Genomic DNA, 23,852 nt, shown 5'->3' with positions numbered 1-23,852 from the left:
GACTTAAATTGGGACAAACCCGTCGTTCGCCGATTGGCGCTGCAAAGACGGCTTTTGGCAGGAGTAGTCACATCGGCCCGGGAGCCGTTTTGCCAGTGCTAAATATACCGATCCTCGTCGAGGATACTATGCCTTGAGACAATGCCCGCAGCGTGCGGACTTCACCGGCCGAACGCCCCTAGTCATCTTGTGCCGCCGGCCGATAGAAATGTCGCTTACGAGCGATGGACCGACTTCAGCAGTCTGGCTCCCCGCCGGGACGGATGCGGGCTGAATCCTCAGTCATCCAAGGGCAAGGGCGCGGCGGGATCGATCAGGCCTGCATCCCTTAGAGCGGCCCAGAATTGCGGCGGAACATGCTCCAGAAGCGCTGCGCGATCCTCGGCGATGCGCGCTGGCCTGCTCGCTCCGGGGATCACCGCCGCTACCGCCGGGTGCGCAAGCGCGAACTGCAAGCCCGCAGCCTTCATGCTGATCCCATAACGGCTGGCCAGCTGCTTGATCGCCGCGACCTTGGCGAGGATTTCGGCGTCGGCTGGCGCATATTCGAAATTGGGGCCGCCGACGAGGACTCCCGAGCTATAGGGTCCACCGACTACGATACCGAGGTCCCGCTCCAGGGCCCGAGGCATCAGGCGCTGAAGGGCTCGGCCGTGATCGAGCAGCGTGTAGCGGCCGGCGAGCAGCGACCCATCTGGTTGGGGATCGTCAAGGTCGAGAAGGAGTTCAATCGGCTCGACGCGATTGACGCCGAGGCCCCAGGCCTTGATGACGCCCTCGTCCTTCAGTCGGTCCAGCACCTTGAAGGCACCCTTGCGGGCGCTCTCGAATTGCTCGAGCCAAGCGTCTCCATAGAAGTCCTGGGCGACATCATGAACCCATATGATGTCGATACGATCGGTCTGCAGCCGTTTCAGGCTGTCTTCTATCGAGCGTAGCGTCGCGTCGGCCGAATAGTCGTTGATCACCTTGTTCGGACGGCCATGGGCGAACACGTCGCCCTTCTCGCCATTGTCGCGCGCGCCGGGTTCGAGCTCGTCTAGGACGATGCGGCCGACCTTGGTGCTGATCACATAGTCGTCGCGGGGCTTGTCCTTGAGGGCGGCGCCCATGCGCAGTTCGGCGAGGCCTGCCCCGTAGAAGGGCGCGTTGTCGAAGTAGCGGATGCCGTCCTGCCAGGCCGCTTCCACCGTCGCCAGCGCCTCCTCCTCGGGGATCGCGCGGAACATGTTGCCGAGCGGCGCCGCGCCGAAGCCGAGCTTGCCGGGCAGGATATCCTTGAAGGTCATGATCCAATTCCTCCCTTTCAGGCGACGATGCGCCGTTCGAGGTTGAATGCCTTCCGCTCCGCCAGCTGCGCGATGGTCGCCAGATAGTGCTGGAAGTGCGGCGTCGCGCGATGCGTTTCCCGCGCCGCGGCGTCGACATAGAGTTCGTCGAGGACGAAGACTCCCGGCTCGGCCGGATCGGCCCACAGGTCGTAGCGCAGATTCCCCGGCTCGGCCCGGCTTGGTTCGATCAGGCCTTCGAGCAGCGTCCGCAATTCCGCTTCCTTGCCCGGACGCGCCGTCAGTATGGCGACAATCTTCACGTTGCTGGTCATCTCGCTTCCCCTTTGGCTGCGGCGCAATTCTTGGTGCAGCGCGCCGCCAGACAAGGGCGTGCCGGACGAAGGCTAATTAGCGCAGATCGTTTGCGGATCGCAGTTAAGCCGGGTCAAATCTGGAGAATGTCGCGGAACGCGCAGCGCTGAGAGCGACCTACCTCCTTTAACGCGACGTTACCGCAATTGACGCCTCTTGGAGAACCAATGGGCTTAGATACGCCTGCGCTGCTGCTGGGCCGGTCGAGGCCAAGGAGGACAGGATGAGCAAAGGCAAGGTCGTCGTCATCGGGTCCAATGCAAATCGCATTGAAACCCAAGGCGGATATTGGGGAGACACGGGAAATTACCTGAACGAAACCGTGGTTCCGATGCTGGCGCTCATCTATGCTGGCTATGAAGTCGTGCTCGCGACACCCAATGGCAGCCCCCCGACGATGGACAAGGCGTCGGACTCGCCCGCGCATTTCGGCGGCGACGTCCAGGCCTATGAGCACGCCAAGCTTTTCTGGATCGACGACCCGTCGATGCAGGGCCGTACGCTCCGTTCGATCCTCGACGAGGGGATCGAAACCTATGACGGGATCTTCATCCCCGGCGGCCAGGCCCCCATCGTCGACCTGATGCAGGATCAGGAACTCGGCGAAATCCTGCGCCATTTCCATGCGCACGAGAAGCCGACGGCGATGCTCTGTCACGGCCCGATTTCCTCGACTGCCGCAATGCCATACGCACGCGAGTTCCGCGCGGCGCTGATCGCCGGCGACCATGCCAAGGCGAAGGAATGGTCCAGAGGCTGGCAATATGCCGGCTATCGGATGACCGTGTTCCAAAAGTCAGAGGAGAAGGTGATCGAGGATACGATCCTTCACGCCAGGATCTATTTCGACATGCCCTATGCGCTCGGGCTGGCAGGTGCCGTCGTCGATACCGGCCCGGACTTCGAGCCCTATGTCATCGGGGATCGCGAGCTGATCACCGGCCAGAATCCGCGTTCGGATCACCCGATCGCCACGGCCCTCATCGCCGCGCTGGATCGCAAGCTCGGCCATGCCTGACCACCGGCCGCACGCGATCTGAACGCGCACGCCACGCGCACGCTTCGCCCCGGGTGCGTACGCGGGCACCGAGCAGCGAGCGCCCCCCCCGATCAACCTGGAGTGACGTCGATGAAACATCTTATTGCAGGAGTGCTCCTTGCCATGGCCACCACCGCTTCCGCCACCGCCCAGCCCCACGCGCCGACCAAGCCCGTCTCCATCGTGCTGGTGCATGGCGCATTCGTCGATGCCTCGGGCTGGAAGCCGGTCTACGACATACTGACCAGGGACGGCTATGAGGTGCTGGTCGTGCAGAACCCGACCGTCACGCTCGACGGCGACGTCGCGGCCACCCGCCAGGTGATCGCGAAGGCAAGCAAGCCGGTGGTGCTGGTCGGCCACAGCTATGGCGGCGCGGTCATCACCGAAGCGGGCGCGGATCCCAAGGTGAAGAGCCTCGCCTATATCGCGGCACTCGCGCCCGATGCCGGGGAGTCGGTGTTCGAGCTGGCGACCCGGCCCGTGCCCGGCGAATCCGGTCCGCCGCTGCTGCCGCCGGAAGAAGGGTTCATCCTCGTAGACCCGGTCAAGTTCCCGACGGCGTTCGCGGCGGACGTCGACATTTCGATCACCGGCTTCATGGCAGTGTCGCAGGTCCCCTGGGGCCTGGCCGCGGTGCAGACCAAGCTGACTACGGCGGCGTGGCACGACAAGCCCGTTCGCTGGATGCTGACGAAGCAGGACCATATGGTCTCGCCGACCACGCAGCGCTTCATGGCGACCCGCGCCAAGGCCAAGCTGACCGAGATCAACAGCAGCCACGCCGTCATGCTGTCCCACCCGAAGGATGTCGCCGCGTTCATCGAGGCGGCGGCTACTGCGGCCAACTAGGCGACCCACTGCGACAACGGTGCCTCGCCGGACGGTTCATCCAATATAGTTGAGGGAGATGGCAGCATGGCCGATCCATCCGACACGCCCACCGCACTCGACCGTCGCCAGGCGATGACGCTGGCCGGCGCCACGATCCTTGCCTCAGCGCTGTTTGCCGCACCGGTGTCGATCGGTGCCGCCATCGCAGGCCCCGCAACGCGCGCCAGCCTTACCCAGGTCCGCAATGCAACCTTGCGCATCGACTATGGCGGCGTCCGCTTCCTAGTCGATCCGGTGCTGGCGGATAAGGACGCCTATCCGGGCTTTGAGGGGACGGCCAACAGCCAGCGGCGCAACCCGCTCGTGCCGCTGCCCATGCCGCTCGCCTCGATCATCGACGTCGATGCGGTTATCGTCACGCACCTGCATCCCGATCATTGGGACGAAGCGGCGAAGGCCAAGCTGAACAAGGCGCGGCCGATCTTCGTGCAGAACGCCGGCGATGCCGCCCAACTGCATGCGTCAGGCTTCGCAGATGTCCGTATTCTGACAGAGAACACCGCGTTTCGCGGCGTGCGCCTGAGCCGCACGGGCGGGCAGCATGGCACCGATGCCGCCCTGAAGGCGCTGCCGCAGATACTCGGGCCGGTCAGCGGCTTCGTCCTGCGTCACCCGTCGCACAAGACGCTGTACGTCGCCGGCGACACGATCTGGAATCGCGAGGTCGAGCGCACCATTGCCACCTACGCCCCCGACGTCATCGTGTTGAACGCCGGGATGGCGACCGTGATCGGACTGGATCCGATCATCATGGGCCCGACGGACGTCCTTGCCGTACATCGCGCCGCGCCGAATGCGATGCTGATCGCGAGTCACATGGAAGCCGTGAACCACTGCATCCTTAGCCGCGCCGATCTTCGCGCATTCGCCAAACAAAGTGGTTATTCGCAACGCCTGCTCATCCCCGCAGATGGCGAAACGCTTGTGATTTGAAGAGCACTCCCTCAACTCGCCGAACTCATATACGATCGTCGAAGCCATCCTTGCTTACGGCAAGTTTTGGCTGAAGCTGCCGTTCAAGGCCGGACCGGCGATCGGCGCATTTTGGTCGAAACCGGCGGAGGCGGATGGGGCAGAGGAGCTAGTCGAGGCGGCTCCCGGAGGTGACGAAGGTGCTCGATAGACGAATCCTTCGGTTCGAATGTGCTTAATAGACGAGTGTAGTGCGTCCGCCTCGTCGGCGCGCGGCGCTCGGAACCTGCGAATGCCTGCGCCAAGTGGCATATTGGCAGCCTCGAGGGCTCGTGCAGCGCTGCTAAGTCGCCAAGCTACCCTCAAATGCGGCTCCGGCGCGTTGCTGGCGGATGTCCTCATGAGCAGCAGCACTCGTCTATTAAGCACAATCGGGGAGTGACTCGTCTATCAAGCACCTTCTCTCAAGATTACTCGCCTTCCACGCTCGAAGATTCGCCACGCAGGGTGGCATTCAGCCATGGGGTGATCAAAAGCCTGTCGGCGCGAGGGTCCCCGATCTGGTTGCCTCGGTTGCAGTAGCCGGCGACCGAGGAGCGGGGGGATGGAAATCGGTGCGACTCAAATTGCTTGAACGCTCTGCGCTGACCTCGTCATGAAAAGTTCAGGCCGATGCCAAGATCGGCGTCATCCAATCAGACAGGCCAACCAGCATACCATGGCTGATCAGGTCACTTCATGAAGGTGAGCCCACCGAGTTACAGCTCGGTGGGCTCGGAGGTAATCTATTTGACACACTTTGAAGCCCCATGGGTTTAGCACTTCGTTTTGCGCCGTGGAATAGAGATGTTTTGCGCTAGGGGAATCAGACGGCATCAGATCCGGCATCAATCTGGCTCAACGGCCTGCTCGGCCGTGACCGATGGATTTCGGGCATTTGGTCACAGCCTTCCGGGATCGGGCATACGGCAGCCTCCCCTTCGACGTCCAAGGAACTGCCAAACTGCGCAAATCCCAGAATGGCATTTTTCATGGCACTGCTTGCCTCAAGGCCGCCCAATGAATTGAGAAATAGACGTAATGTCTGCTTATTGATGTTCGAGTGGGAATGAGGCTCGCTAGCCGCTCGGCCTATCTTCGCAGCGTGTACAGGTAGGCGGCGATGTCGCGGGCGTCCCGCGGCGTCACGCGTTGATCTGGCATCGCGTTGCCGGGCACCACCTGCTGCGGGTGCTGGATCCAGCGTTCGAGATTGTCGGGGCTGTTCGGCAACATGCCGGCGATGAAGCTGCGCGTCCCCACGCCGTTCAGCGCCGGCCCCGCAACGCCGGTGGCGGCGCCGATGCCGGGGATGCGGTGGCAGGCTCCGCAATTATAGCGCTCGATCGCGGCCTGACCTGCGCGCACGCTGCCCCCGGTCATCGCCTCGGCATTCGTGCGCGCCTGGGCGCTGTCCTGATAGTAGATACCGGCGACGGAGGCGGCACCAGCCAGCGCGGCGAGAGCGGCCATGCCGTAGACGAAGCGCAGTTCAGACGGCATCGGCGGTCCTCGGGGCGGCGATGAGGGTGCGGAACAGGAGCAGCGCCGCGCCAAGATGAACGAGGCCGCCGGGCACCCACATGATCAGCCCCGCCACCTGCTGGTCCTCGGCCGGGGTGAGGCCGAAGGGGGCGAGCGCCAGCCGGGCATAGCCGGCGTACCAGGGCGAGGTGGCGAAGGCCATCAGCGCGCCGAGCGCGCCGGTGACGATCGAGGTGGCGAGCAGGCACAGCCCGGCGAGCGCGCGATCGGCGGCAGCACTTGCCCCTGCGCCGCGCCGTCCCAGCATCGCCGTCCAGAACAGCAGGGCGCTCACCAGGAAGCAGAGGTGCTGGACGGCGTGCCAGGCTTCGTTGGCGAGCGCGAGATCGAACAGGCTCGGCATATGCCAGATCCACAGCGCCGCCGCCTGCAGCAGCGTCGCAACGACCGCACCACTCGCCCAGCGATAGGTGGGAGCAATCGCCATGCCCATCGCGCCGAGCGTGCGCCGCGCGGGAGGCGGGAAGGCCCAGAGCATCGTCGCGAGCGGCTCGGCCAGCACCAGCAAGGGTGCGGCGAGCAGCATGATCAGCTCGTGTTCGATCATGTGCGCGGTGAAGCTCCGCTCGCCCGCCTCGTGTAGCGGCGAGACCAGCGCGCCCGCGAGCACCAGCCAGCCGATCGCGAACCAGGTGCTGCACCGCTCCAGCCGCGCACGACCCCCTGTCGAGCGGGCGTGGAGCCGGCGCCAGCCGAGGCAGAACGCGATGGCTGCGATCAGCAGCGGGAGGGTGATCGCCGGATCCCAGGTCCATCCCGGCGGTGCGGCATGATCGTGCCCTCCGTGTGCCAGCGCAGTGCCCGGCAGCGCCAGCAAGAGGAGACCGAGGAGGCTCAGCCGACGCACGGCGGCACGATCAGCACGGCAAGCGTCTGGAAGGCGATCGCCAGCGCGAAGATGGCGGCTAGCAGCAGTGCGACCCGCGACAGCCAGGCGCGCGGCGGCGTCTGGTCGCCGGCGGGCCTGGCGCAGGGCCAGGCAATCGCCATCGCGCCTGCACACACCGCGATGCTCGTCACGCCCCAGCCGAGCCCGAGCCCGTTGCCAACCGGCGCGCACCGCACCTTGAGCACGCTGCCCAGCCCGACCTCAAACACATACCACGCCAGCGGCGGCAGGATTAGCGCCGCCCAGGGCCGGATGCGCTCCGAGCGGCTCATCCGAGCCTCGGCGCGAGATAGATCAACGCTCCCACCGGGAGCCAGCTGAGCACAACGAAGGTCCAGTAATTGGCATTGTCCTCCACATCGGCGAACTGGTCGTCGCCCACCTCATGGGTGAACAGCCAGACCGCCTGCACCGCCGTGTCGCCGATGTCGGTGATCAGGTGGCTGGTGTGCAGGATGATCAGCATCCAGGTCAGCGATCCATAGGCATTGTCGGACCAGTGAACGTTGAGATGCGCGAACTCGATTCCGCGCGGGATCAGCAGAAGCAGGCCCAGGATCGTCATGCCCAGCGTGCCGAAGCGTACGCTCCATTCGTCCTTGGCGATCGCCCGGCGGCGGACCCACAGATTGGGGATCTCGCTGAGGAACAGACCCAGCGTGAGCACCGCCGGCCAGAGCAGGTCGGGCGGGCGGGTGCCGGCAGGCGGCCAGCCGTGCGTCTGGCTCATCAGGTACAGGTACGTGCCGGCGGCCAGCGCGAAGGCGGTGCCCTCGATCGCCATGAAGCCGATATTGCCCCACCAGACGAGGTGCTTGGCGCCGCTGGCGCTTTCGGGCAGATCCGAGACGTCGCCGACGATCTTGTAGGGGCGGGCGTCGCTCATCGGCGCACCGCCAGCGGCCCGGTGCTCGCCCGTTCGCGTTGCGGCCAGAACCAGGCGATCAGCGCGGCCGCCACCGGCACCGCCCCCCATACCAACGCCCAGGGGGTGAAGATGCTGCCGATGAACAGGATCGTCACCGCCAGCGCCGAGAGCAGCGGCGCAATCGAGGGCTTGGGGCTCTTCTGCCGATATTCCGGCGTTGCCTCGACCACCGAGGTGACCAGCACTTCGCGTCGCTCCAGCGCGAGGCCGGTCATCATCTGCAGTTCGTCCTTTTGGGTCCAGAGCGGCGTAAGGCTGTCGACCACCGGCAGGTGATCGAAGTTATGCTGCGGCGGCGGGGACGGCACCGCCCATTCGAGCGTCGATCCCCCCCAGGGGTCGGGTCCGGCGAGCGCGCCGTGTCGCCTGCTCCACCAGGCATTGGCGACGAACACCAGTCCGCCCGCTACCGCGATGGCAGAGCCCAGGGTCGCGATCAGGTTGAGCAGCCCCCAGCCCATGCCCTCGCTATAGGTGTAGACCCGGCGCGGCATGCCCATCAGCCCGAGCAGGTGCATCGGGAAGAAGCCGAGGTTGAACCCGCCGACGATCAGCCAGAAGGCGAGCTTGCCCCAACGCTCCGACATCATCCGCCCCGTCGCCTTGGGGTACCAGTAGCAAAAGGCGCCGAGCAGCGGGAAAATCGCGCCGCCGATCAGCACGTAATGGAAATGCGCGACGATGAAATAGGTGTCGGTGATCTGCTGGTCGAGCGGGGCGGAGGCGGCCATCACGCCCGAAAGCCCGCCGATCACGAACGTGGCGATGAAGCCGAGCACCCAGAGGAGCGGCGTGTCGAAGCGCGGGCGGCCGCTCCACAAGGTCGCGATCCAGCAGAAGATCTGCAGGCCCGCGGGCAGCGCTACCGCCATGCTCGCCGCGGTGTAGAAGTCGTTGCCCAGCCGCGGCAGGCCGACGGCGAACATGTGGTGCACCCACAGCCCGAAGGCGAGCGCGGCGATGCCGAGCATCGACAGCACCACCGCGACATGGCCGAACAGCGTGCGGCGCGAGAAGGTCTCGACGATCATCGAGACGAAGCCCGCGGCGGGCAGGAAGATGATGTAGACCTCCGGATGCCCAAACCACCAGAACAGGTGCTGGAACAGGATCACGTCGCCGCCCGCGGCGGGCGCGAAGAATTGCGTCGAGACCAGCCGGTCGGCGATCAGCATGCTGGTGACCAGCATCACCGCTGGCAGCGAGAAGATCGTCATCAGCCCGGCGATCGCCTGCGACCAGACGAACACCGGGATCCGCGCTAGCGTCATCCCCGGCGGCCGCATCTTGAGCACGGTGGCGACGACGTTCACCGAGGCGGCGAGCGCCGCGACCTCGGTGAAGGTGATCATCTGCGCCCAGATGTCGACGCGGTGCCCGGGGCCGTATCCGGGCCCGGAAAGCGGCGGATATTCGAACCAGCCGAGATCGGGGGTGATGCCGAAGGCGTGTGGCACCCACAGCATCAGCACGCCGCCCAGATACAGCCAATAACTGAACGCCGCGAGCCGCGGGAAGGCGAGCGCGCGCTGGCCGAGCATCAGCGGCACCAGCCAGATCGCCATCGCTTCCATCACCGGCACCGAGACGAGGAACAGCATCGTCGAGCCGTGCAGCGAGAAGCTCTCGTTGTAGAGCTGCGGCGTCATCCGGCCCATGTCCGGCCAGGCGAGCTGCAGCCGCATGTCGAGCGCGAGCATGCCCGCCAGGAACATGAGCAGCACGACGGTCAGGATGTAGCGCGCGGCGATCCGCTTGTGATCGACGGTGGTGAGGAAGCCCCACAGCCCCGGCGCGTCGCGCCACGATACGGCGAGCCGATCGGCCTGTTCGGGGGTGAGCGGCTCGGTCATTGCAGTCCCATCAGGTAGCGCGAAGCGGCATCGGCATCGGCGCCCGAGAGCGCAACGGGCGGCATCATCGTGCCGGGCTTCAGCGCCTGGGGCTGGGCGATCCAGCCCTGGATGGCGCCGCGGCTCATCGTCAGCGTGCCGGCGGCCACCGAACGGCGGCTGCCGAAATGGGTGAGGTCTGGTCCCGCTCGGCCGGTGGCGGGCGTGCCGCGGATCGCGTGGCACATGGCACACTTGCCGCCGGTCACGACCTGCTGCCCGCGCGCGGCGACGGGATCGGCGGGCGTGGCGGCGACCTTCGCCTGGCTTGCCAGCCAGCGATCGAAATCCTCCGGCGCATCCACCTTCACGTCGAACGCCATGTGCGCATGCTGGATGCCGCAGAACTCGGCGCACTGGCCGCGGAACCAGCCGGGGCGGGTGGGGGTGAGGTCGAGCAGGTTGATGCGGCCGGGAATCACGTCGAGCTTCTGCGCGATGTTCGGCACCCAGAAGCTGTGGATCACATCCGCCGATCCCAGCGCGACGCGGGTGGTGCGGCCGAGGGGCAAATGGAGTTCGTTCGCCGTCTCGATCCAGCCGCCGGTGCGCGGATCGCGATATTGGATCCGCCACCACCATTGATGGCCGGTCACTCGCACCTCCAGCGCCTCGCGCGCCCGCGCGGAGGCAATGTTGCGCTCGACGAGGAAGCTGGCTGTGATCAGAACGGTCAGGCCGACGACGATCAACGCGGCCCAGCCGAGCAGCCCTCGATTGAGCCCGACATCGGGCGGGTCGATCGCCGGTTCGCCTGCCACGCGACGGCCGCGAAGCGCGCGCCACACAGTCCAGGCGACGCCGGCGAGTACCAGCAGGTACATCGCGCCGCAGACGAGCATCATCAGCCAGAACAGGCCATGGATACCCGCCGCCTGTTCCCCCGCCGGTGCCAGTGCCGATTGCAGCCCGTTCACTGCACCGGCCCCGTCCAGTTGCTGCCCTGGGGCTCGCCGACCTGGTCGGCGTCCTGGCGGCGACGTTTCTCCGGCGTCAGTCGCGGCAGGTTCCGGACATAGGCTGTGATCTGCCAGAGCTGCTCGGTAGGGATGCGCGACCCGTACCCGGCCGGCGTGCCGGGATGCTGACTGGCGATGAAGCCATAGACCTGGTCGAGGTCACCGCCGTGCACCCATGCCCGGTCGCCGAGGTTGCGCGCGCCCTGGGCATTGCCGCCATGACAGCCGCTGCAGCCATACCAGGTGAAATAGCGACCCCCTTGTGCGACCTGATAGAGGTTGCGCTCATAGGCTGCCGCGCGCGGATCCTGCGCGCCCGTCGGGGCCGTCTGCGGCAGGTCTGGGCCGGCGGAACGGCTCTCCGCGCTGCAACCCGTTGCAGGCAAGACGATCAGACCGGTGAGGAGCGCGCGACGGAAACGATTCACGCGTCCTTGGTCGCGGAGGCCAAAGGCTGCTTCAATCACACAAATTAGTTTCGGGTAGAGTCATTCGGCGGCGCGTGCGAGCGTCGACAGTTCGGCGGGCCGGACCTCGTGGATCAGCTGCTCCATCCGGCACTGCGCGGGCGCCAGCTTGGCCTCCATCGGGGACAGGTCGGACGTGTCCATGAGGTTCCTTGCGCTGGCATGCAGGGCGAACGCCCGGCGGTTGACGGGGTTCAGGACGACAAGGCTGCAGAGGCGGCGAGAAAGCAGCAGCGCATCCCCTTCTCAACGGCGTGTGATCGGTTTGCGGCCTGGGTTGGTTGCTGAAGCGTGAGAAGCGTCCGGCGCCCAAAACATCCTAGCCTGGGTTAGAAGCGCCGCCGATCGCCGGAACCAGCGGCGCCTTCGATCTTTGCCCAAGATCCTTTCATTTATCGGAGAGGCGCATGCCGAACACGGCAATCCTCGAGGCAAAACCGGCCAGTCCGTACCTGCTCACCTTGCGCGATGCACTGCGCGAGGCCGAAGCGCCCGTTGCAAGCTTCGAGATCGGGGATCTCGATGTGGAGATTCTGGCAACCGCCGACTCCGTCTTCGCGGTGATCCGCCGCGACGGCAGGGGCGGGCTGGCAGTTCGGGCGGCGTTCGTCCCGGCACCCTTCGAGATCGCAGTCGCGCGCAAGGCGCCCGACGAGGTGGCCCGGCTGCGCGTGACCAGCCGGCTGGGCGAGCATGTCCTGTCGTTCGTCGCCGCGCAGGACGCGCTGGAGCAGGTCCGGATCGTCACTCGCTTCACCCCGGCCATGGCGATGGTGCTCCCGTTCGTGCCCCGCGATCTCTATCCGCTGGGTGGTCGCGACGACCCGCTGCGGGCGGAAGGCACCGTCGAGGCGTCGCAGCGCGGGATCAACACCGGGCTGCTCTATTTCCGCATCGACGAACCGGCCTTCGGCAATGTCCTCTACGTCCAGAACCTGACCGCCTCGAACGCCTATTTCCGCGCGACCGGCACCAAGCCGCGCGAGGCGGTCGGCGGTGCCTGGCCCGAGCTCGGCTACAAGCTGCCGGTGCCGCCGGAGAATGCGGACCCCGCCGAGGTGGCGCTGGCCGCCGGCGAGACGGTCACGCTGTCGGATGCGATCCTGGTGTTCCGCCACGAAGCACCGCCGCACGAGCGCGAATCCGCCCGGCAGTTCCTCCAGATGCTGGGCACCGCCTATCGCATGCTCGAACTGCCGCCGGTGGCGTATCGCGACTGGGTCGCTCGGGCGGAACGCTCGCTGCGGGACTTGGCGGAGGCGCCGGAGGCGACCGTCCGACACTACGGGCACCGCTATGTCCACCCCTACACCGCAGCCGAATATCCCGACATCATGGTGCAGATGTCGGTGATCGCCGCGTTGCATGACTGGGGCACCTGGCGCGGCGAGCCGGACCCGCTCGAGTCGGAACTGAAAGCCGGGCTGCGGAAATTCTACGATCCCGAGCTCCAGACGCTGCGGCGCTACCTGCCCAATGTCGGCAAAGACAAGGATGCCGATGCGGTCGACAGCTGGTATCTCTATCATCCGCTGCTGAACCTCGGCCACCTTGCGCTCGACGGCGATGCGGCGGCACGCGAGCTGTTCCTCGCCTCGCTCGAATACGGCATCCGCGCCGCCCGGCATTTCGACTATCGCTGGCCGATCCAGTACAACGTCACCGACTTCAGCGTGATCACCGCCGAGGCGCCGGCCGACGGCCGCGGGCAAACCGATGTCGGGGGTGTCTATGCCTGGGTGATGCTGCAGGCATTCGAGCTCACCGATGACAAACGCTATCTCGATGAGGCGCGGGCGGCGATCGATGCGGCGATAGGGCTGCGGTTCGACATCAATTACCAGGCCAATCTCACCGCCTGGGGTGCGGCCGCCTGCATGCGGCTGTGGCGGGTCACCAACCGTGACGTCTATCTGGAGCAGAGCTACGTCTATCTCGCCAGCTTCCTGCACAATGCGGTGATCTGGGACAGCCAGATCGGCCATGCGGCGGCGTACGAGACGTTCCTCGCGGTCACCTGCCTGCAGGATGCGCCCTACATGGCGATGTACGAGTGCTTCGACAGCTATGTCGCTTTTGGCCATTATCTCGACGATGGCGGGCCGGAACTCGATCCCGAAGCGCGCATGCTGATCGGCGAATATTGCAAATATGTGCTCTCGCGCGCCTGGTATTATTATCCCGACGCGTTGCCGAAGGAGGCGATCGCCGAGAAACAGCGCGAAGCGAACGGGCACATCGATCCCACGCTCTCCTTCCCGCTGGAAGACCTCTATCCGGACGGGCAGCAGGCGGGGCAGGTGGGGCAGGAGGTGTACGGCGCGGGTGCTGCTTTCATCTTCGCCTCGCGTGCCTTTCACCGCATCGACGGAGCGCCGTTCCTGCTGTTCTGCGACTCGCTGGTCCGCACCGTGGAGCGCACCGGCGACCAGGCGCTGACCATCCAGCTCGACGCAGGCGAAACCGCCACCGCCAATGTGCGGCTGGTGCGGCTCAAGCGGCGCAAGCTGCCCAAGAGCAGCCTCACCACCGCTGGCGGCGACGCGATCCGCCCGAACGGCACCGCCGATGATCGCATCGATTATGTCGTGCCGGCGAACGGCCGGCTGATCCTCACCTGGGAATGATCATGGCACTTGAAACGACATCGCTTGCCGGCAAACGAATCGTCCTGACCGGCGGCACCACCGGGATCGGCCGGGCAACCCTCGCGCTGCTGGCGGAGGAGGGGGCGCGCGTCCTCACCTTCGGGCGGCACCAGGATCCGCTCGACGAGGCGATTGCGCTGACCGCGACGCACGAGAAAGCCATAGGGATCGTCGCCGATGCCGCGACGAAGGACGGCGTCGACAGCGTCTTCGCGACCGCCGATGCGGAACTGGGCGGCGTCGATATGCTCGTGACTTGCGCGGCGCTGGGCGCGCAGCCCATCCACGAGATGGAGGATGCCGACTGGCGCTATGTCATCGATACCAATCTGACGGGCACGCTGGCCTGCGCCCGGGCGGCCATCCGGCGCATGGAGAAGCAGGGCGGCGGCCATCTGCTGTTCGTCGGTTCGATCAGCACCGAGATCAAGGCCGAGGGCGAGAGCGTCTATGCCGCGACCAAGGCCGGCATCCAGGCCTTTGCCGAGACGCTGCGCAAGGAAGTGGCGGCGAAGAACATCAAGGTCAGCGTGATCCAGCCGGGTTCGGTCGACACCGACATGCAGCAATGCAGCGACGCGGAGAAGGCAGAGGCGGTTGCGCAGGCCGAGATGCTGCATGCCGAGGAGATCGCCGAGGCAATCCGTTTCGTCCTCACCCGCGGGGCGGCGAGCGACGTGGTCAATCTGCGGATCGAGCCGCTGGTCCAGAAGACCAGCTAGAGCCTAGGCCGCCCCGCGCGCCGCTGCCGTGCCCGCGTGCGGGCGTCGCGCAGCAGCGCGGCGGGCAGGTCGGTCGCCGAGCGCAGCCCCGCGACGCTGGAGATGTTGCGGATCGAGCGACGCGTCTCGTGGAGCAGCTGCCCGACCATCTCGCGCCGCTCGATCTCGCCATGCTCCTCGACCAGCGACAGGCGGTGGATCGCATAGATGCCGATCAGCCCCGCGATCAGGAAGTAGAAGTCCCAGCGCGTCAGCACGAAAGGCAGGGCAACCACGCCGTGCGGGCTGCTCCAGCGCGCCAGCAGCTCGAACTGACGTGCTGCGAAGAAGTCGGCGAGCAGCCCGCCCAGGATCGGCGCAAGGCCAGCGGCCGCGGCGGTCACCATCGCGTTGGTCGCGACATAGGCGGTGGCGGCGCCCTTGGGCGACAGCTTGAGCGCGATGTTGGTGTTGGCCAGCGTCACCCCGGCAATCGTCGCGCCCATCAACAGGTGCAGGCCCACCAGCCACAGCTTCACCACGTCGCGATCCGCGAACTGCGAGGCGCCCGCCATCGCGACGATCGCGAGGATGTAGGCCGGCGCGCATACGGCCAGCACCGATTTGTTGGCGAAGCGGTCGCTCAGCGTGCCCCAGAGGCGCAGCGCCAGGATGTTGGCGATCTGGCTCGCCACGCTCAGCACCATCACGAAGCTGATGTTGAAGTGCAGCTGGCGGACGATGAAGACGGTAAAGAAGGGCGTCGCAAAGTTGACCGCGAACTGCCAGCTGGCGACGAACACGAGCAGCCGCCGGAAATTGCCATCGCGCAGGGGCCGGCGAAGCAGCGCGATCAGGTCGACCGGGCCCTCCGCGGGCGGCATCAGCGGCTCGGGCATGCCGGCGACGACTCGGGCGCTGATCAGGCCGGTGATGCACCCGGCCGCGAACATGCCGGCGAAGACGAGATCGCGGTCGAACGACCCGGGCCGCGTCCAGTCCAGGGCGAGCGCCGCCGCAAGCCCCAGCAGCAGGCTGATCGCGGTCAGCCACACCGTCCGCTTGGCGAAGACGGTGCCGAGCCGTTCCTCAGGCGCGAGGTCGCGCATCCAGGCGTTCCACGCGCACGAGCCGATCGCGCCCAACCCGCACAGCACCAGTTGCGCGGCGAGAAAGGCGAGTAGCGGCAGCGTCCCGCTGAAGAAGGCGAGCACCGCCATGATCGCCAGCATCAGCCGCCCGATCAGGCTGGTGAACACCGCGATCCGCTTCCGCGCCCGCAGCCGCTCGACCAGACCGATCGCGGGCAACTGGAGCAGCTGCGCGAGGAAGGGTGCGCTCGCCAGGATGCCGACCATCGCATTGGAGGCGCCGAGGTGCAGGGCGAAGGCGGTGAGGATCACGCCGGTGGTCAGCGCCGCGGTGCCGCCCGAGAAGATCGCCTCGGTGACGAGCAGACGCAGTCCGCGCTCGCGTTCCTCAGACGACACTTCGCGTTGCGGCTGCAGGCTGATCATCACGCGCCAACGTACGGCGCATGGCCGGGTGCCCTCCGTGAAGCCCGGTACGCAACATAAGTTACAGAGAAAGTTGCGCTAATTGCGAAGTGCGGGAGGGGCGATGTCCCTGGTTCGGAGGTTGAGGGGTCACACCGTGCAGCCAAGTCCCGAGGAGCAACGATGCAGATCCACCATCTCAACTGCGGCACCGATTGCCCGCTGGGCGGCGCGCTGTTCGACGGCCGTTCGATGGCACCGCTTGGCCGGCTGGTCTGTCACTGCCTGCTGATCGAGACCGACGCGCACGGTCTCGTGCTGGTCGATACCGGCTACGGCTTGCGCGACGTCGCGCATCCGCACGGGCCGGGAGCTCCGCGCATCACCCGCGCCTGGCGGACGATGCTCAACATCCGCTTGCATGAGGCCGAGACCGCGATCCGGCAGATCGAGGCGCTGGGCTTTCGCGCGGACGATGTGCGCCACATCGTCGTCACCCATCTGGATTTCGATCACGCCGGCGGCCTGGAGGATTTCCCCAATGCCGTCGTCCATGTGATGCAGCGCGAATATGACGACGCCACCGGCCCGCACGCAGGCGTGGTCGCGCGCAACCGCTGGCGGCTGCCGCAGCTCGCGGGCGTCCAGCAATGGCGCGGCTATGGTGCGCGGGGCGAGCGCTGGTTCGGCTTCGATGCGGTGCGCGACCTGGAGGGACTGCCGCCCGAGATCCTGCTCGTGCCGCTGCCCGGCCACACCTGGGGCCATGCCGGCGTGGCCGTCCGCCGCGACGATGGCCGCTGGCTGCTCCATGCGGGCGACGCCTATTTCTACCGCGGCGAGATGCGCGAAGCGCGGCGGCGCTGCACACCCGGCCTGCGCGCCTATCAGCGGCTGATGGAGGTCGATGCCGACAGCCGCATGCAGAACCAGGCGCGGCTACGTCGGCTGTCGGTCGAACGGCGCGACGAAGTCTCGATCGCCTGCGCGCACGATGCGGTGGAACTGGAGCGCTGCCAGGCAGGGCAGCCGCTTTGATCGACCTTGGCGACACCAAGGTCGTGCTGGTGCTGGCCGGCGGCAACGCGCTGGGCGCCTACCAGGCGGGCGTCTGCCAGGCGCTGCACGAGGGCGGCATCGCGCCGGACTGGATCGTCGGCACTTCCGCCGGGGCGATCAACGGCGCGATTCTCGCCGGGAACGCGCCGGACATTGCGCTGGCGAAGCTGGCGGCTTTCTGGCGAACGGACGGTCTCGACTGGTGGCAGGCTTGGCCCGAGACGTGGCGCAGGACCATAGAGACGAGTGCCACCCTGCTGGGCGGTCGACCCGGTCTTTTCGGACCGCTGGGCACCGCACTGCTCGCCGCGCCCACGCCGGCGCTGTACGATACCGGCCCGCTGGCGACGACGCTGGAGTCCTCCATCGACTTCGCGCGGTTGAACGGCGGCGCGACGCGCTACACGGCCGTCGCGGTTGACCTGGAGAGCGGCGCGGAAACAGCCTTTGACACGAAGGATCGCCTGATCGGTGCCGAGCATGTCCGTGCCAGCGCCGCGTTGCCACCGGCGTTTCCCGCGGTGGCGGTCGACGATCGGCTCTATGTGGATGGTGGCCTTTCCGCCAACCTGCCGCTCGATCCGGTGCTTTCGACGCCCTCAGATCGACCGACGCTCTGCATCGCCGTCGACCTGCTGCCGATGCGCGGCGGCCGCCCAGACACGCTGGGAGAAATGGCGGCGCGCGCGCAAGACCTTACCTTTGCTAGCCAGACGCGCCGCACGATCGCACGCTGGCAGGCGCAATATGCGACCGACGCTGCCTATCGCGGCTGCTCGGTGACGCTGGCGCAACTGCTCTATGCCGATCAGCAGCAGGAGGTGGCGGGCAAGGCGATGGACTTCTCGCCTGCCTCGGTGCGCCAGCGCTGGGAACACGGCCTTCGCGATGCCGCCGACCTTGTCCGCCGCGTCGCCGACGGCACGCTGCCGATCGGCGGTCAGGGCCTCCATCTCCAGCCCGGTCACTCGGTGAACGCACCATGAAAGCCGCGCTGAAGACCGCCGAAGGACGCTTCACGATTGAAGAGGTGGAAGAACCCGCGATGCCCGCCGCTGACTGGGTCAAGGCGCGCGTCCGCATGGCGGGCATCTGCGGCACGGATCTTCGGCACCGGGAGAAACCCGACCAGCATCTCCGCTGCTGCATCGTGGGCCATGAACTCGCCGTCGAGGTGGTCGAGGTCGGCCCCGAGGTCACGCGTGTCCGTCTTGTCGATTGACCCCGTACCCCACGCCCGCGCGCTGGCGCACGAACTGAGCGCCGATCTGGTGGTCCCATTCGAGGATGGCGCGCCCGAAGCGGCGATCTTGGCGATGACCGACGGGCGTGGTGCCGATATCGTATTCGAGTGCTCGGGCGGGGAGACCATGCCGCAGACGCTGCCGCTCGCGACGCGGATGGGCGGCGGGGCGGGAAGGTCGTCATCGTCGGCGGCTTCGACGAAGGGGAAACGGCCATTCTCCTCGAATGGCACCGCATCCAGATGTCGAAGATCGCGCTCATTCCCAGCGCCAGCTTCGCCTTCCAGGATCTCTATGCCGAACAGGCCGAAGTGATCGAGCTGCTCGCGCGCGGCAAGCTGCAGACGCAGAAGCTGATCAACCATCGTTTTCCGCTCGATCGGATCAACGAAGCGTTCGAGAGGCAAAGGACAAGGCCCCCACCGGCGCCACGTTCGTCGGCCTGACGATGTGAGGAAAGGGGAGAAGAAGCCCAGCGCGTTCATAGGTCGGTCGCCGGGTAAGTTGTAACAGAGTGGTTGAGGAGCATTGGGGCAACAAGGAGAAATCGAGCTATTGATGTTCGAGTGGGAGTGAGGCCTTTGGCGCCGTTTTTGCGAGAATGGGCTGGGATTGCGCTGGTTTGATCGCCGGTTCCACCGGTCCCGGAGGCTCAGGGCCGCTTGGACCACCCAAATCAGTTCCGCGTAGACTCATTCCGCTACGCGCGTGAGCGTCGAATTCCGCTACGCGCGTGAGCGTCGAAAGCTCTGCGGGGCGGACCTCGTGGACCAGCTGCTCCATCCGGCATTGCGCGGGCGCCTTGTCGGGGCGCCAGCGCAGCAGCTTGGTGCCATGGCGGAAGCGATCGCCGGTGACCTGGTCGTAGAGCACTTCCAGCACCAGCTCCGGGCGCAGCGGCGCCCACGCGCTTTCGGCGCCGTTGTTCCAGCGGCTGGGACCGCCCGGTGCCTTGCCGGTGAAGCCGGGCGCCTCGATCAGCGGTTCCAGCTTCTGCAGCAACATCGGGCGCTCGGCCGCAGCGATGCCCGAGGTGAAGCCGACATGGTGGAGCAAACCCGCATCGTCGTAGAGCCCGAGCAACAGCGATGCGATGCCATCGCCTTCCCTGGTGCGACGGAAGCCGCCGACGACGCAATCGGCAGTGCGGTGCTGCTTCACCTTGAGCATCGCGCGTTCGCCGGGACGATAGGGTTCGTCCAGCTGCTTGGCGACGACGCCGTCGAGCGCCCCGCCACCTTGCGCGAGCCAGACTTGGGCAACGGCCAGATCCTGCGTCCGGTACGACAGCAAGAGGGATGGTCCGCCATGGGCGCGGTGGAACGCTTCCAGCGCAGCGCGTCGCTCGCGCAGCGGCGTGTCGAGAAGCGCCTGGCCACCGACGGCGAGGCAATCGAACAGCATCAGTTGCGCCGGCGTTTCCTTCGACAGGCGCTGAATTCGGCTCGGCGCCGGGTGGAGGCGGGCCTGGAGCGCATCGAACGAGAGCACGTCGCCGACCGGCAGGATCAGCTCGCCGTCGAGAACGAACTCCGGGCAATCGACTGCCGCAATCATCGCGACGATCTCCGGGAAATAGCGGTCGAGCGGTTTTCCCGATTTCGAGCGGATCTCGATCGTGTCGCCCCGGCGGAACACAAGCGCGCGGAAGCCGTCCCATTTGGGCTCGAACTGCCAGCCGGCTTCCTCGGGCAGCGCGGCGACCAGCTTGGCCTCCATGGGGGACAGGTCGGACGCGGCCATGGTGCTCCCTTGCGCGCTGGTTCGCGGGACGAACGCGCGGCGGCGGGCCGGGTTCAGGGCCGCGAAAGCGCAGGCCGCGCGGAGAGGAAATGCGACAGCTGCAGCGCATCGCCCATCGCCGCCGAGGAGGCCGTGTTGTCGAACACGCACCATGCAGCTCGGCCGGGCGTGGCATCTGCCGCTATTGCCGCCGCTATCGCTTGCAGGCGGGCATCGCCATATGCCGACCGATACATCACCGGCGAGCCGTGCAAGCGCCAATAGGAAAGCCCGCGCCACCCGCCCGGCGACGCTGCTTCTGGCACGCGTGCCGGGTCGGCGGCGACGCGGGCGACGCGGAGGCTGGCGAGCAGCGCATCGGCTTCCGCGGTGAACCAGCTGGCATGCCGAGGCTCGCAGGCGATCGGGACGGCGATTTGCGCAGACAGGCGGATGACGAATGCGGAGAGCAACGCCGCGTCGAACGCGAAGCTGGGCGGCAACTGGAGGAGCAGGATCGCGAGCTTGTCGCCCAGGCCGCCAACTTCCTCGACGAACTGGCCAAGCGCCGTGTCTACCTCCACCAGCCGCCGGTCATGGCTGATCACCTTCGGAATCTTCGCGGCAAAGCGGAAGCCATCGGGCACGCCCTCCGCCCAGCGTTGCCAGGTCGAGCGCCGATGGGGGCGGTAGAAGGAGGAGTTCACTTCCACCCCGCCCAGCCGGGCCGCGTAGCGCTGCAATATGCTGCCCTCGGCCGGGAAGGCGGGCCGATCCGCCGCCGGGATGGCCCAGCCGGCGGTTCCGATCACCGGTCGCATCCTCCTTCTCCACCGCAGCCAGATCGCGCTGTCTGATCGGTTTCGGAGCGCGTTGGTTCCTGAGACCGGCTACTCCGTCCGAAAAGACCGCCATCCCGGCAGTATGGTCGGAATGCCGGAGGCCGAAAAGCACACGCATGCACCGCGCTATTTCGCCTCCTCCGATGCAGCTATCGCGGCGCGGGCGGCGAGGATGTAGGCGGTGGTGGTGCTGACGGTGTATTCGTTCTCGAACCACAGGAACGGCCAGTCGGTCTTCGCTTCCGGGAAATCGGGTTTGACGATCAGCACGCCGGGCACGAGGCCGCCGGGGATGAAGCTGTAATCGGCGCGATTATGCCCATAGCCGATCAGCTTCGACGCGGTGCCCACGGTCGAGACCAGCGACAGGTTGTTGGCGGGATGCCGCCCCAGCACATAGTCTATCGCGTCGAGCGTGTAGCTGGTGCCGATCAGTTCCGGAAAGGCCTGGTGCAGCAGGTACATCGTCGAGCCGAAGGCCACCACCTGGTTGGAACCCGCCCAGGTCCCGGTGGCGATCGGCACGCCGAACGGATTGTTCGCCTGGTCGCGGTCCACCTTCGCCTTCATCGCGCGGACCAGCGGCACGAGCTGCGCACGATAGGCGGCATCCATGAAGGGGATCGCGCGCACCGCCGGTGCTGCAGTCCATTCGAAATTGTCACGTATTACCGGCAGCAGCGCGCGCAGACGGTCCGCATAGGCCTTGCCGCCCTTGCTGGTGATCAGCAGCTCGACCGTGGCGGTGACGTTGGCGCTGCGCAGAGCGCGGCGAAGTCGAGTCGTCGCGGCCGTCGCCGGCCTTGATGACGCCCTGCTGCTGCTTGGCCCAGAGTGCCTCGGCGGCGTGGAGCGCTTCGGCTGCCATCGCCGGATCGCTCTGGGCAAGCGCGCGGCTCGCACCGGCGAGCCCCGCCGCGACCATCAGGTTGTTGGCCGGAAGGTCGGTGGTGAACGCCCAGCGGTCGTCCTGCGCGCCCGAGGCGCCGTTCTTGCGCTCGGCGGGCTTGAGCGACGGATCATAGGTCAGCCCGTCGGTCTGCGAGCCGGCGTCGCCGAGATGCGCATATTGGCGCAGCGTCGGGTCGACGATCCCGACGATCGCGTGCCCGAACACCTTGTACTGCGCGAGCAGCTGCAGCGCGCCGTGGCGGATCTGCTGCAGCGAGTCCTCGACGCCGTCGGGCTTGCGGATCTCGACCGCGCGCGCCGCTTCGTCGACACTGGTTTCGTCCCAGTCGAGACCGAACAGCTCGCGGGCCCAGACCAGGTCGCGCACCACCATCGCGTTTTCGGGGGTTTGGATGTCATAGTCCCCGGCGTCCTGGAAGCCGCCCACGGCGAGGCCGGGGATATGCTCGCCGGCCTTGAAGGGCGAATCCAGGTTGGCGCCCATCTTGTAGCCGTCGAAATGCGTGATGTTGGGCGGTGCCTGGCGTGCGTCGTCGAGATGCGAGGGCGCCGACCAGACGCGATATTGCTCGCGGATGCCGACATGATCCATCTGCTCGGCGAGGAACGTGTCGAGCGAGGTCTGCCAGATGCGCGCATAGGCATCGGGCGCGATGCGGAACGGGTTGGTCGTGACGCCCGCATAGCGGATGGCGTAGATGCCGGGCGTGCGGACGCTAGAGAAGTCGAACGCCGCATAGTCGTAGCGGGTCCAGTGTCCGCGCGGCAGCGTGCGCGCGCGCAGCACCGGCTCTTCGCGGCCATCGGCGGTGAGCCGCACCAGCTCGGCCTCGGCCGGTGCCTTGAAGTGCGGATCCAGCTCGATCAGCGCTACCTTGGGCCGGTTGGGCGTATAGCCCGCCTGGTTGAACGAGACGACCGGCGCGCGCACCCAATCCTTGATGACATTGGGCCGGACATGCCAGACGATGGCATTCTCCTTCGCGCCCTCGGCGATCATCGATCGGACGACGAACCAGCCATTCTGCGCGCGCGCACGGGCATCATAGAGTGTCAGCGGGCCCTGATCGGAGGTGATGGTGACGCGGGTCATCGGGTCTTCGGGGGCCAGCGTGACCGATTTCCCGCCCGACGTCAGCGGCAGCGGGTCTCCCGAGCCGTCCTTGGCCATCGGGCCGGTCGGGTGGCGCGGGAACAGCCCGGGGGCGGCGTCCATCAGATAGGTCTTGCCGAAATAGGCGCTCGGCAGGAAATCGAGGTTGAAGCCGGCCTTGCCCACCAGCGCTGCGGGCAGCGGGCGATCGAGATCGACGGCGATGCGGAAGCCGTCGCCCTCGGCGGTGACCTTCACCGTATAGTCGAGCTTCACGTCCTTGTAGGTGGAACGGACCACCAGCTGGTTGGGCTCCGTGCCGCGGGTGCGGCTGACAAAGGCGGGGACGGGGGCCCATTGTTCGGGCGTCTTGTCGAGGCGCACCGCGCCATCGGTAGCGATGCGGTTGCCGTGCAGCACGATCTGGATGCCGGCATTCTTCTCGTCGAAGAAGATCGGGCTGAACTGGTTCTGGTCGGCGATGACCGTCAGGCCCTGCCTCTCGAGCGTATCCGCCGGCGTGAGCGTCAAGGATTGGGCCATGGCCACGCCCGAGACGGCGGCCGCTGCCGAGGCGAGCAAGGCGGACAGAACCTTACGGTGCATGCATCTCTCCTGTGATTTTATCGTTGCCGGTGTCGCGCTCGATGGGTGGGCAGCCGGTCGGAAGGGGGGCGGGCACGCGTATCGCCGCGCCTGTTTCTGCCAGCCACGCTTGGCCGCGCAGCCATGGATGCCGTGGAATCAGCCGCTGCCGGGTGTCCGTTCGCGGCGCATCGAAGCCGCTGGCGCCGGACTTCGGGCGTTGCACGGCCATCGCAGCGAAGTTGAGGCGCGCCGGTTCGTATCTTGGACGATCGCATGCATGTCGACGCGCGACACAGCCCTTTTGCCAAATTCGCGAATCACGACCGCGCTCTCCTGATGG

At 66.7% G+C, this 23,852-nt stretch carries 26 protein-coding genes; 10 read left to right on the top strand and 16 right to left on the bottom strand.

The genetic code is table 11. The features are described 5' to 3' along the window. Positions 1-278: 278 nt before the first annotated feature. Positions 279-1,289, bottom strand: coding sequence for an aldo/keto reductase (locus BM009_RS20110; protein ID WP_093298916.1), 1,011 nt, complete (start codon positions 1,287-1,289; stop codon positions 279-281). Between the two features lie 17 nt (positions 1,290-1,306). Continuing rightward, positions 1,307-1,603 carry a putative quinol monooxygenase gene (locus tag BM009_RS20105; protein ID WP_093298914.1) on the bottom strand — a complete coding sequence of 99 codons (297 nt, stop codon included), beginning with the start codon at positions 1,601-1,603 and terminating at the stop codon, positions 1,307-1,309. A 263-nt stretch (positions 1,604-1,866) separates the two neighbouring features. On the opposite strand from BM009_RS20105, the gene BM009_RS20100 reads away from it, so the two are divergent. From BM009_RS20100 to BM009_RS20090, 3 genes are all read left to right on the top strand, one after another. Continuing rightward, entirely contained in the window at positions 1,867-2,661 is a 795-nt protein-coding gene (locus tag BM009_RS20100; RefSeq protein WP_093298913.1) for a type 1 glutamine amidotransferase domain-containing protein, read from the top strand. A gap of 144 nt (positions 2,662-2,805) precedes the next feature. Continuing rightward, positions 2,806-3,534 (top strand): alpha/beta hydrolase, encoded by a 729-nt coding sequence (locus BM009_RS20095; protein ID WP_217644231.1) that lies wholly within the window; start codon positions 2,806-2,808, stop codon positions 3,532-3,534. 66 nt (positions 3,535-3,600) lie between these two features. After that, a complete protein-coding gene (locus tag BM009_RS20090; RefSeq protein ID WP_093298910.1) occupies positions 3,601-4,509 on the top strand; it encodes an MBL fold metallo-hydrolase in 909 nt (302 codons plus the stop codon). Between the two features lie 1,110 nt (positions 4,510-5,619). Here BM009_RS20090 and BM009_RS20085 read toward each other — a convergent pair. Genes BM009_RS20085 through BM009_RS23200 form a run of 8 tightly spaced genes read right to left on the bottom strand, consistent with a single transcriptional unit; the run spans position 5,620 to position 11,351 of the window. After that, positions 5,620-6,030: a c-type cytochrome gene (locus BM009_RS20085; protein WP_217644230.1), complete on the bottom strand. Its 411-nt coding sequence runs from the start codon at positions 6,028-6,030 to the stop codon at positions 5,620-5,622. Beyond that, positions 6,020-6,919, bottom strand: a complete 900-nt coding sequence (locus tag BM009_RS20080) for a cytochrome c oxidase assembly protein (RefSeq protein ID WP_175488142.1) — start codon at positions 6,917-6,919, stop codon at positions 6,020-6,022. Before BM009_RS20080 ends, BM009_RS20085 begins: the two co-directional genes overlap by 11 nt. Then, complete coding sequence (locus tag BM009_RS22740; RefSeq protein ID WP_175488141.1) at positions 6,907-7,233, bottom strand: hypothetical protein; 327 nt, start codon at positions 7,231-7,233, stop codon at positions 6,907-6,909. The genes BM009_RS20080 and BM009_RS22740 overlap by 13 nt, the downstream gene beginning before the upstream one ends. Further along, positions 7,230-7,847 carry a cytochrome c oxidase subunit 3 gene (locus tag BM009_RS20075; RefSeq protein ID WP_093299244.1) on the bottom strand — a complete coding sequence of 206 codons (618 nt, stop codon included), beginning with the start codon at positions 7,845-7,847 and terminating at the stop codon, positions 7,230-7,232. The genes BM009_RS22740 and BM009_RS20075 overlap by 4 nt, the downstream gene beginning before the upstream one ends. Continuing rightward, positions 7,844-9,742 carry a cbb3-type cytochrome c oxidase subunit I gene (locus BM009_RS20070; protein WP_093298905.1) on the bottom strand — a complete coding sequence of 633 codons (1,899 nt, stop codon included), beginning with the start codon at positions 9,740-9,742 and terminating at the stop codon, positions 7,844-7,846. Before BM009_RS20070 ends, BM009_RS20075 begins: the two co-directional genes overlap by 4 nt. Next, positions 9,739-10,698: a cytochrome c oxidase subunit II gene (gene coxB, locus BM009_RS20065; protein ID WP_093298904.1), complete on the bottom strand. Its 960-nt coding sequence runs from the start codon at positions 10,696-10,698 to the stop codon at positions 9,739-9,741. Before coxB ends, BM009_RS20070 begins: the two co-directional genes overlap by 4 nt. Continuing rightward, complete coding sequence (locus tag BM009_RS20060) at positions 10,695-11,168, bottom strand: c-type cytochrome (RefSeq protein WP_093298902.1); 474 nt, start codon at positions 11,166-11,168, stop codon at positions 10,695-10,697. Before BM009_RS20060 ends, coxB begins: the two co-directional genes overlap by 4 nt. A gap of 60 nt (positions 11,169-11,228) precedes the next feature. Beyond that, the gene (locus tag BM009_RS23200) at positions 11,229-11,351 is read right to left on the bottom strand and encodes a hypothetical protein (RefSeq protein ID WP_302847375.1); all 123 of its coding nucleotides are present in this window, start codon (positions 11,349-11,351) and stop codon (positions 11,229-11,231) included. 263 nt (positions 11,352-11,614) lie between these two features. On the opposite strand from BM009_RS23200, the gene BM009_RS20055 reads away from it, so the two are divergent. Next, positions 11,615-13,834: a hypothetical protein gene (locus BM009_RS20055; RefSeq protein ID WP_093298901.1), complete on the top strand. Its 2,220-nt coding sequence runs from the start codon at positions 11,615-11,617 to the stop codon at positions 13,832-13,834. 2 nt (positions 13,835-13,836) lie between these two features. Beyond that, complete coding sequence (locus BM009_RS20050) at positions 13,837-14,577, top strand: SDR family oxidoreductase (RefSeq protein WP_093298899.1); 741 nt, start codon at positions 13,837-13,839, stop codon at positions 14,575-14,577. Here BM009_RS20050 and BM009_RS20045 read toward each other — a convergent pair. Next, positions 14,574-16,073: an MFS transporter gene (locus BM009_RS20045; RefSeq protein ID WP_093298897.1), complete on the bottom strand. Its 1,500-nt coding sequence runs from the start codon at positions 16,071-16,073 to the stop codon at positions 14,574-14,576. The two genes, BM009_RS20050 and BM009_RS20045, sit on opposite strands and share 4 nt — an antisense overlap. Positions 16,074-16,235: 162 nt before the next feature. Here BM009_RS20045 and BM009_RS20040 point away from each other — a divergent pair, with 162 nt between their 5' ends. The 5 genes from BM009_RS20040 to BM009_RS23250 are packed head-to-tail and all read left to right on the top strand — an operon-like array spanning position 16,236 to position 18,801. After that, a complete protein-coding gene (locus tag BM009_RS20040; protein ID WP_093298896.1) occupies positions 16,236-17,090 on the top strand; it encodes an MBL fold metallo-hydrolase in 855 nt (284 codons plus the stop codon). Then, entirely contained in the window at positions 17,087-18,097 is a 1,011-nt protein-coding gene (locus tag BM009_RS22405; RefSeq protein WP_175488140.1) for a patatin-like phospholipase family protein, read from the top strand. Before BM009_RS20040 ends, BM009_RS22405 begins: the two co-directional genes overlap by 4 nt. Beyond that, positions 18,094-18,333, top strand: a complete 240-nt coding sequence (locus BM009_RS23260) for an alcohol dehydrogenase catalytic domain-containing protein (protein WP_217644229.1) — start codon at positions 18,094-18,096, stop codon at positions 18,331-18,333. The genes BM009_RS22405 and BM009_RS23260 overlap by 4 nt, the downstream gene beginning before the upstream one ends. Then, on the top strand, positions 18,269-18,670 hold the full coding sequence (locus BM009_RS23255; RefSeq protein ID WP_368085947.1) for a zinc-binding dehydrogenase: 402 nt from the start codon (positions 18,269-18,271) through the stop codon (positions 18,668-18,670). Before BM009_RS23260 ends, BM009_RS23255 begins: the two co-directional genes overlap by 65 nt. Next, positions 18,667-18,801, top strand: coding sequence for a hypothetical protein (locus BM009_RS23250; protein WP_368085946.1), 135 nt, complete (start codon positions 18,667-18,669; stop codon positions 18,799-18,801). Before BM009_RS23255 ends, BM009_RS23250 begins: the two co-directional genes overlap by 4 nt. A gap of 106 nt (positions 18,802-18,907) precedes the next feature. Here the strand turns inward: BM009_RS23250 and BM009_RS20020 are convergent, their stop codons facing one another. From BM009_RS20020 to BM009_RS22795, 5 genes are all read right to left on the bottom strand, one after another. Further along, on the bottom strand, positions 18,908-20,098 hold the full coding sequence (locus BM009_RS20020; RefSeq protein ID WP_093298894.1) for an ATP-dependent DNA ligase: 1,191 nt from the start codon (positions 20,096-20,098) through the stop codon (positions 18,908-18,910). A 53-nt stretch (positions 20,099-20,151) separates the two neighbouring features. After that, the gene (locus BM009_RS20015; protein ID WP_093298893.1) at positions 20,152-20,898 is read right to left on the bottom strand and encodes a DUF72 domain-containing protein; all 747 of its coding nucleotides are present in this window, start codon (positions 20,896-20,898) and stop codon (positions 20,152-20,154) included. A 147-nt stretch (positions 20,899-21,045) separates the two neighbouring features. After that, entirely contained in the window at positions 21,046-21,552 is a 507-nt protein-coding gene (locus tag BM009_RS23040) for a hypothetical protein (RefSeq protein WP_254772379.1), read from the bottom strand. 28 nt (positions 21,553-21,580) lie between these two features. Next, on the bottom strand, positions 21,581-23,530 hold the full coding sequence (locus BM009_RS20010) for a cellulase N-terminal Ig-like domain-containing protein (protein WP_254772378.1): 1,950 nt from the start codon (positions 23,528-23,530) through the stop codon (positions 21,581-21,583). After that, positions 23,520-23,852 (bottom strand): hypothetical protein (locus BM009_RS22795; protein WP_217644227.1); only part of this gene is annotated, 333 nt, incomplete at its 5' end. The genes BM009_RS22795 and BM009_RS20010, both read right to left, overlap by 11 nt.

Origin of the sequence: Sphingomonas sp. NFR04, assembly GCF_900114095.1 — a bacterium.
In the GTDB taxonomy this organism is placed as follows: Bacteria; Pseudomonadota; Alphaproteobacteria; order Sphingomonadales; family Sphingomonadaceae; genus Sphingomonas.
The sequence above is the reverse complement of the archived record's forward strand: the minus strand, read 5'-3'. Positions and strand labels throughout refer to the sequence as shown.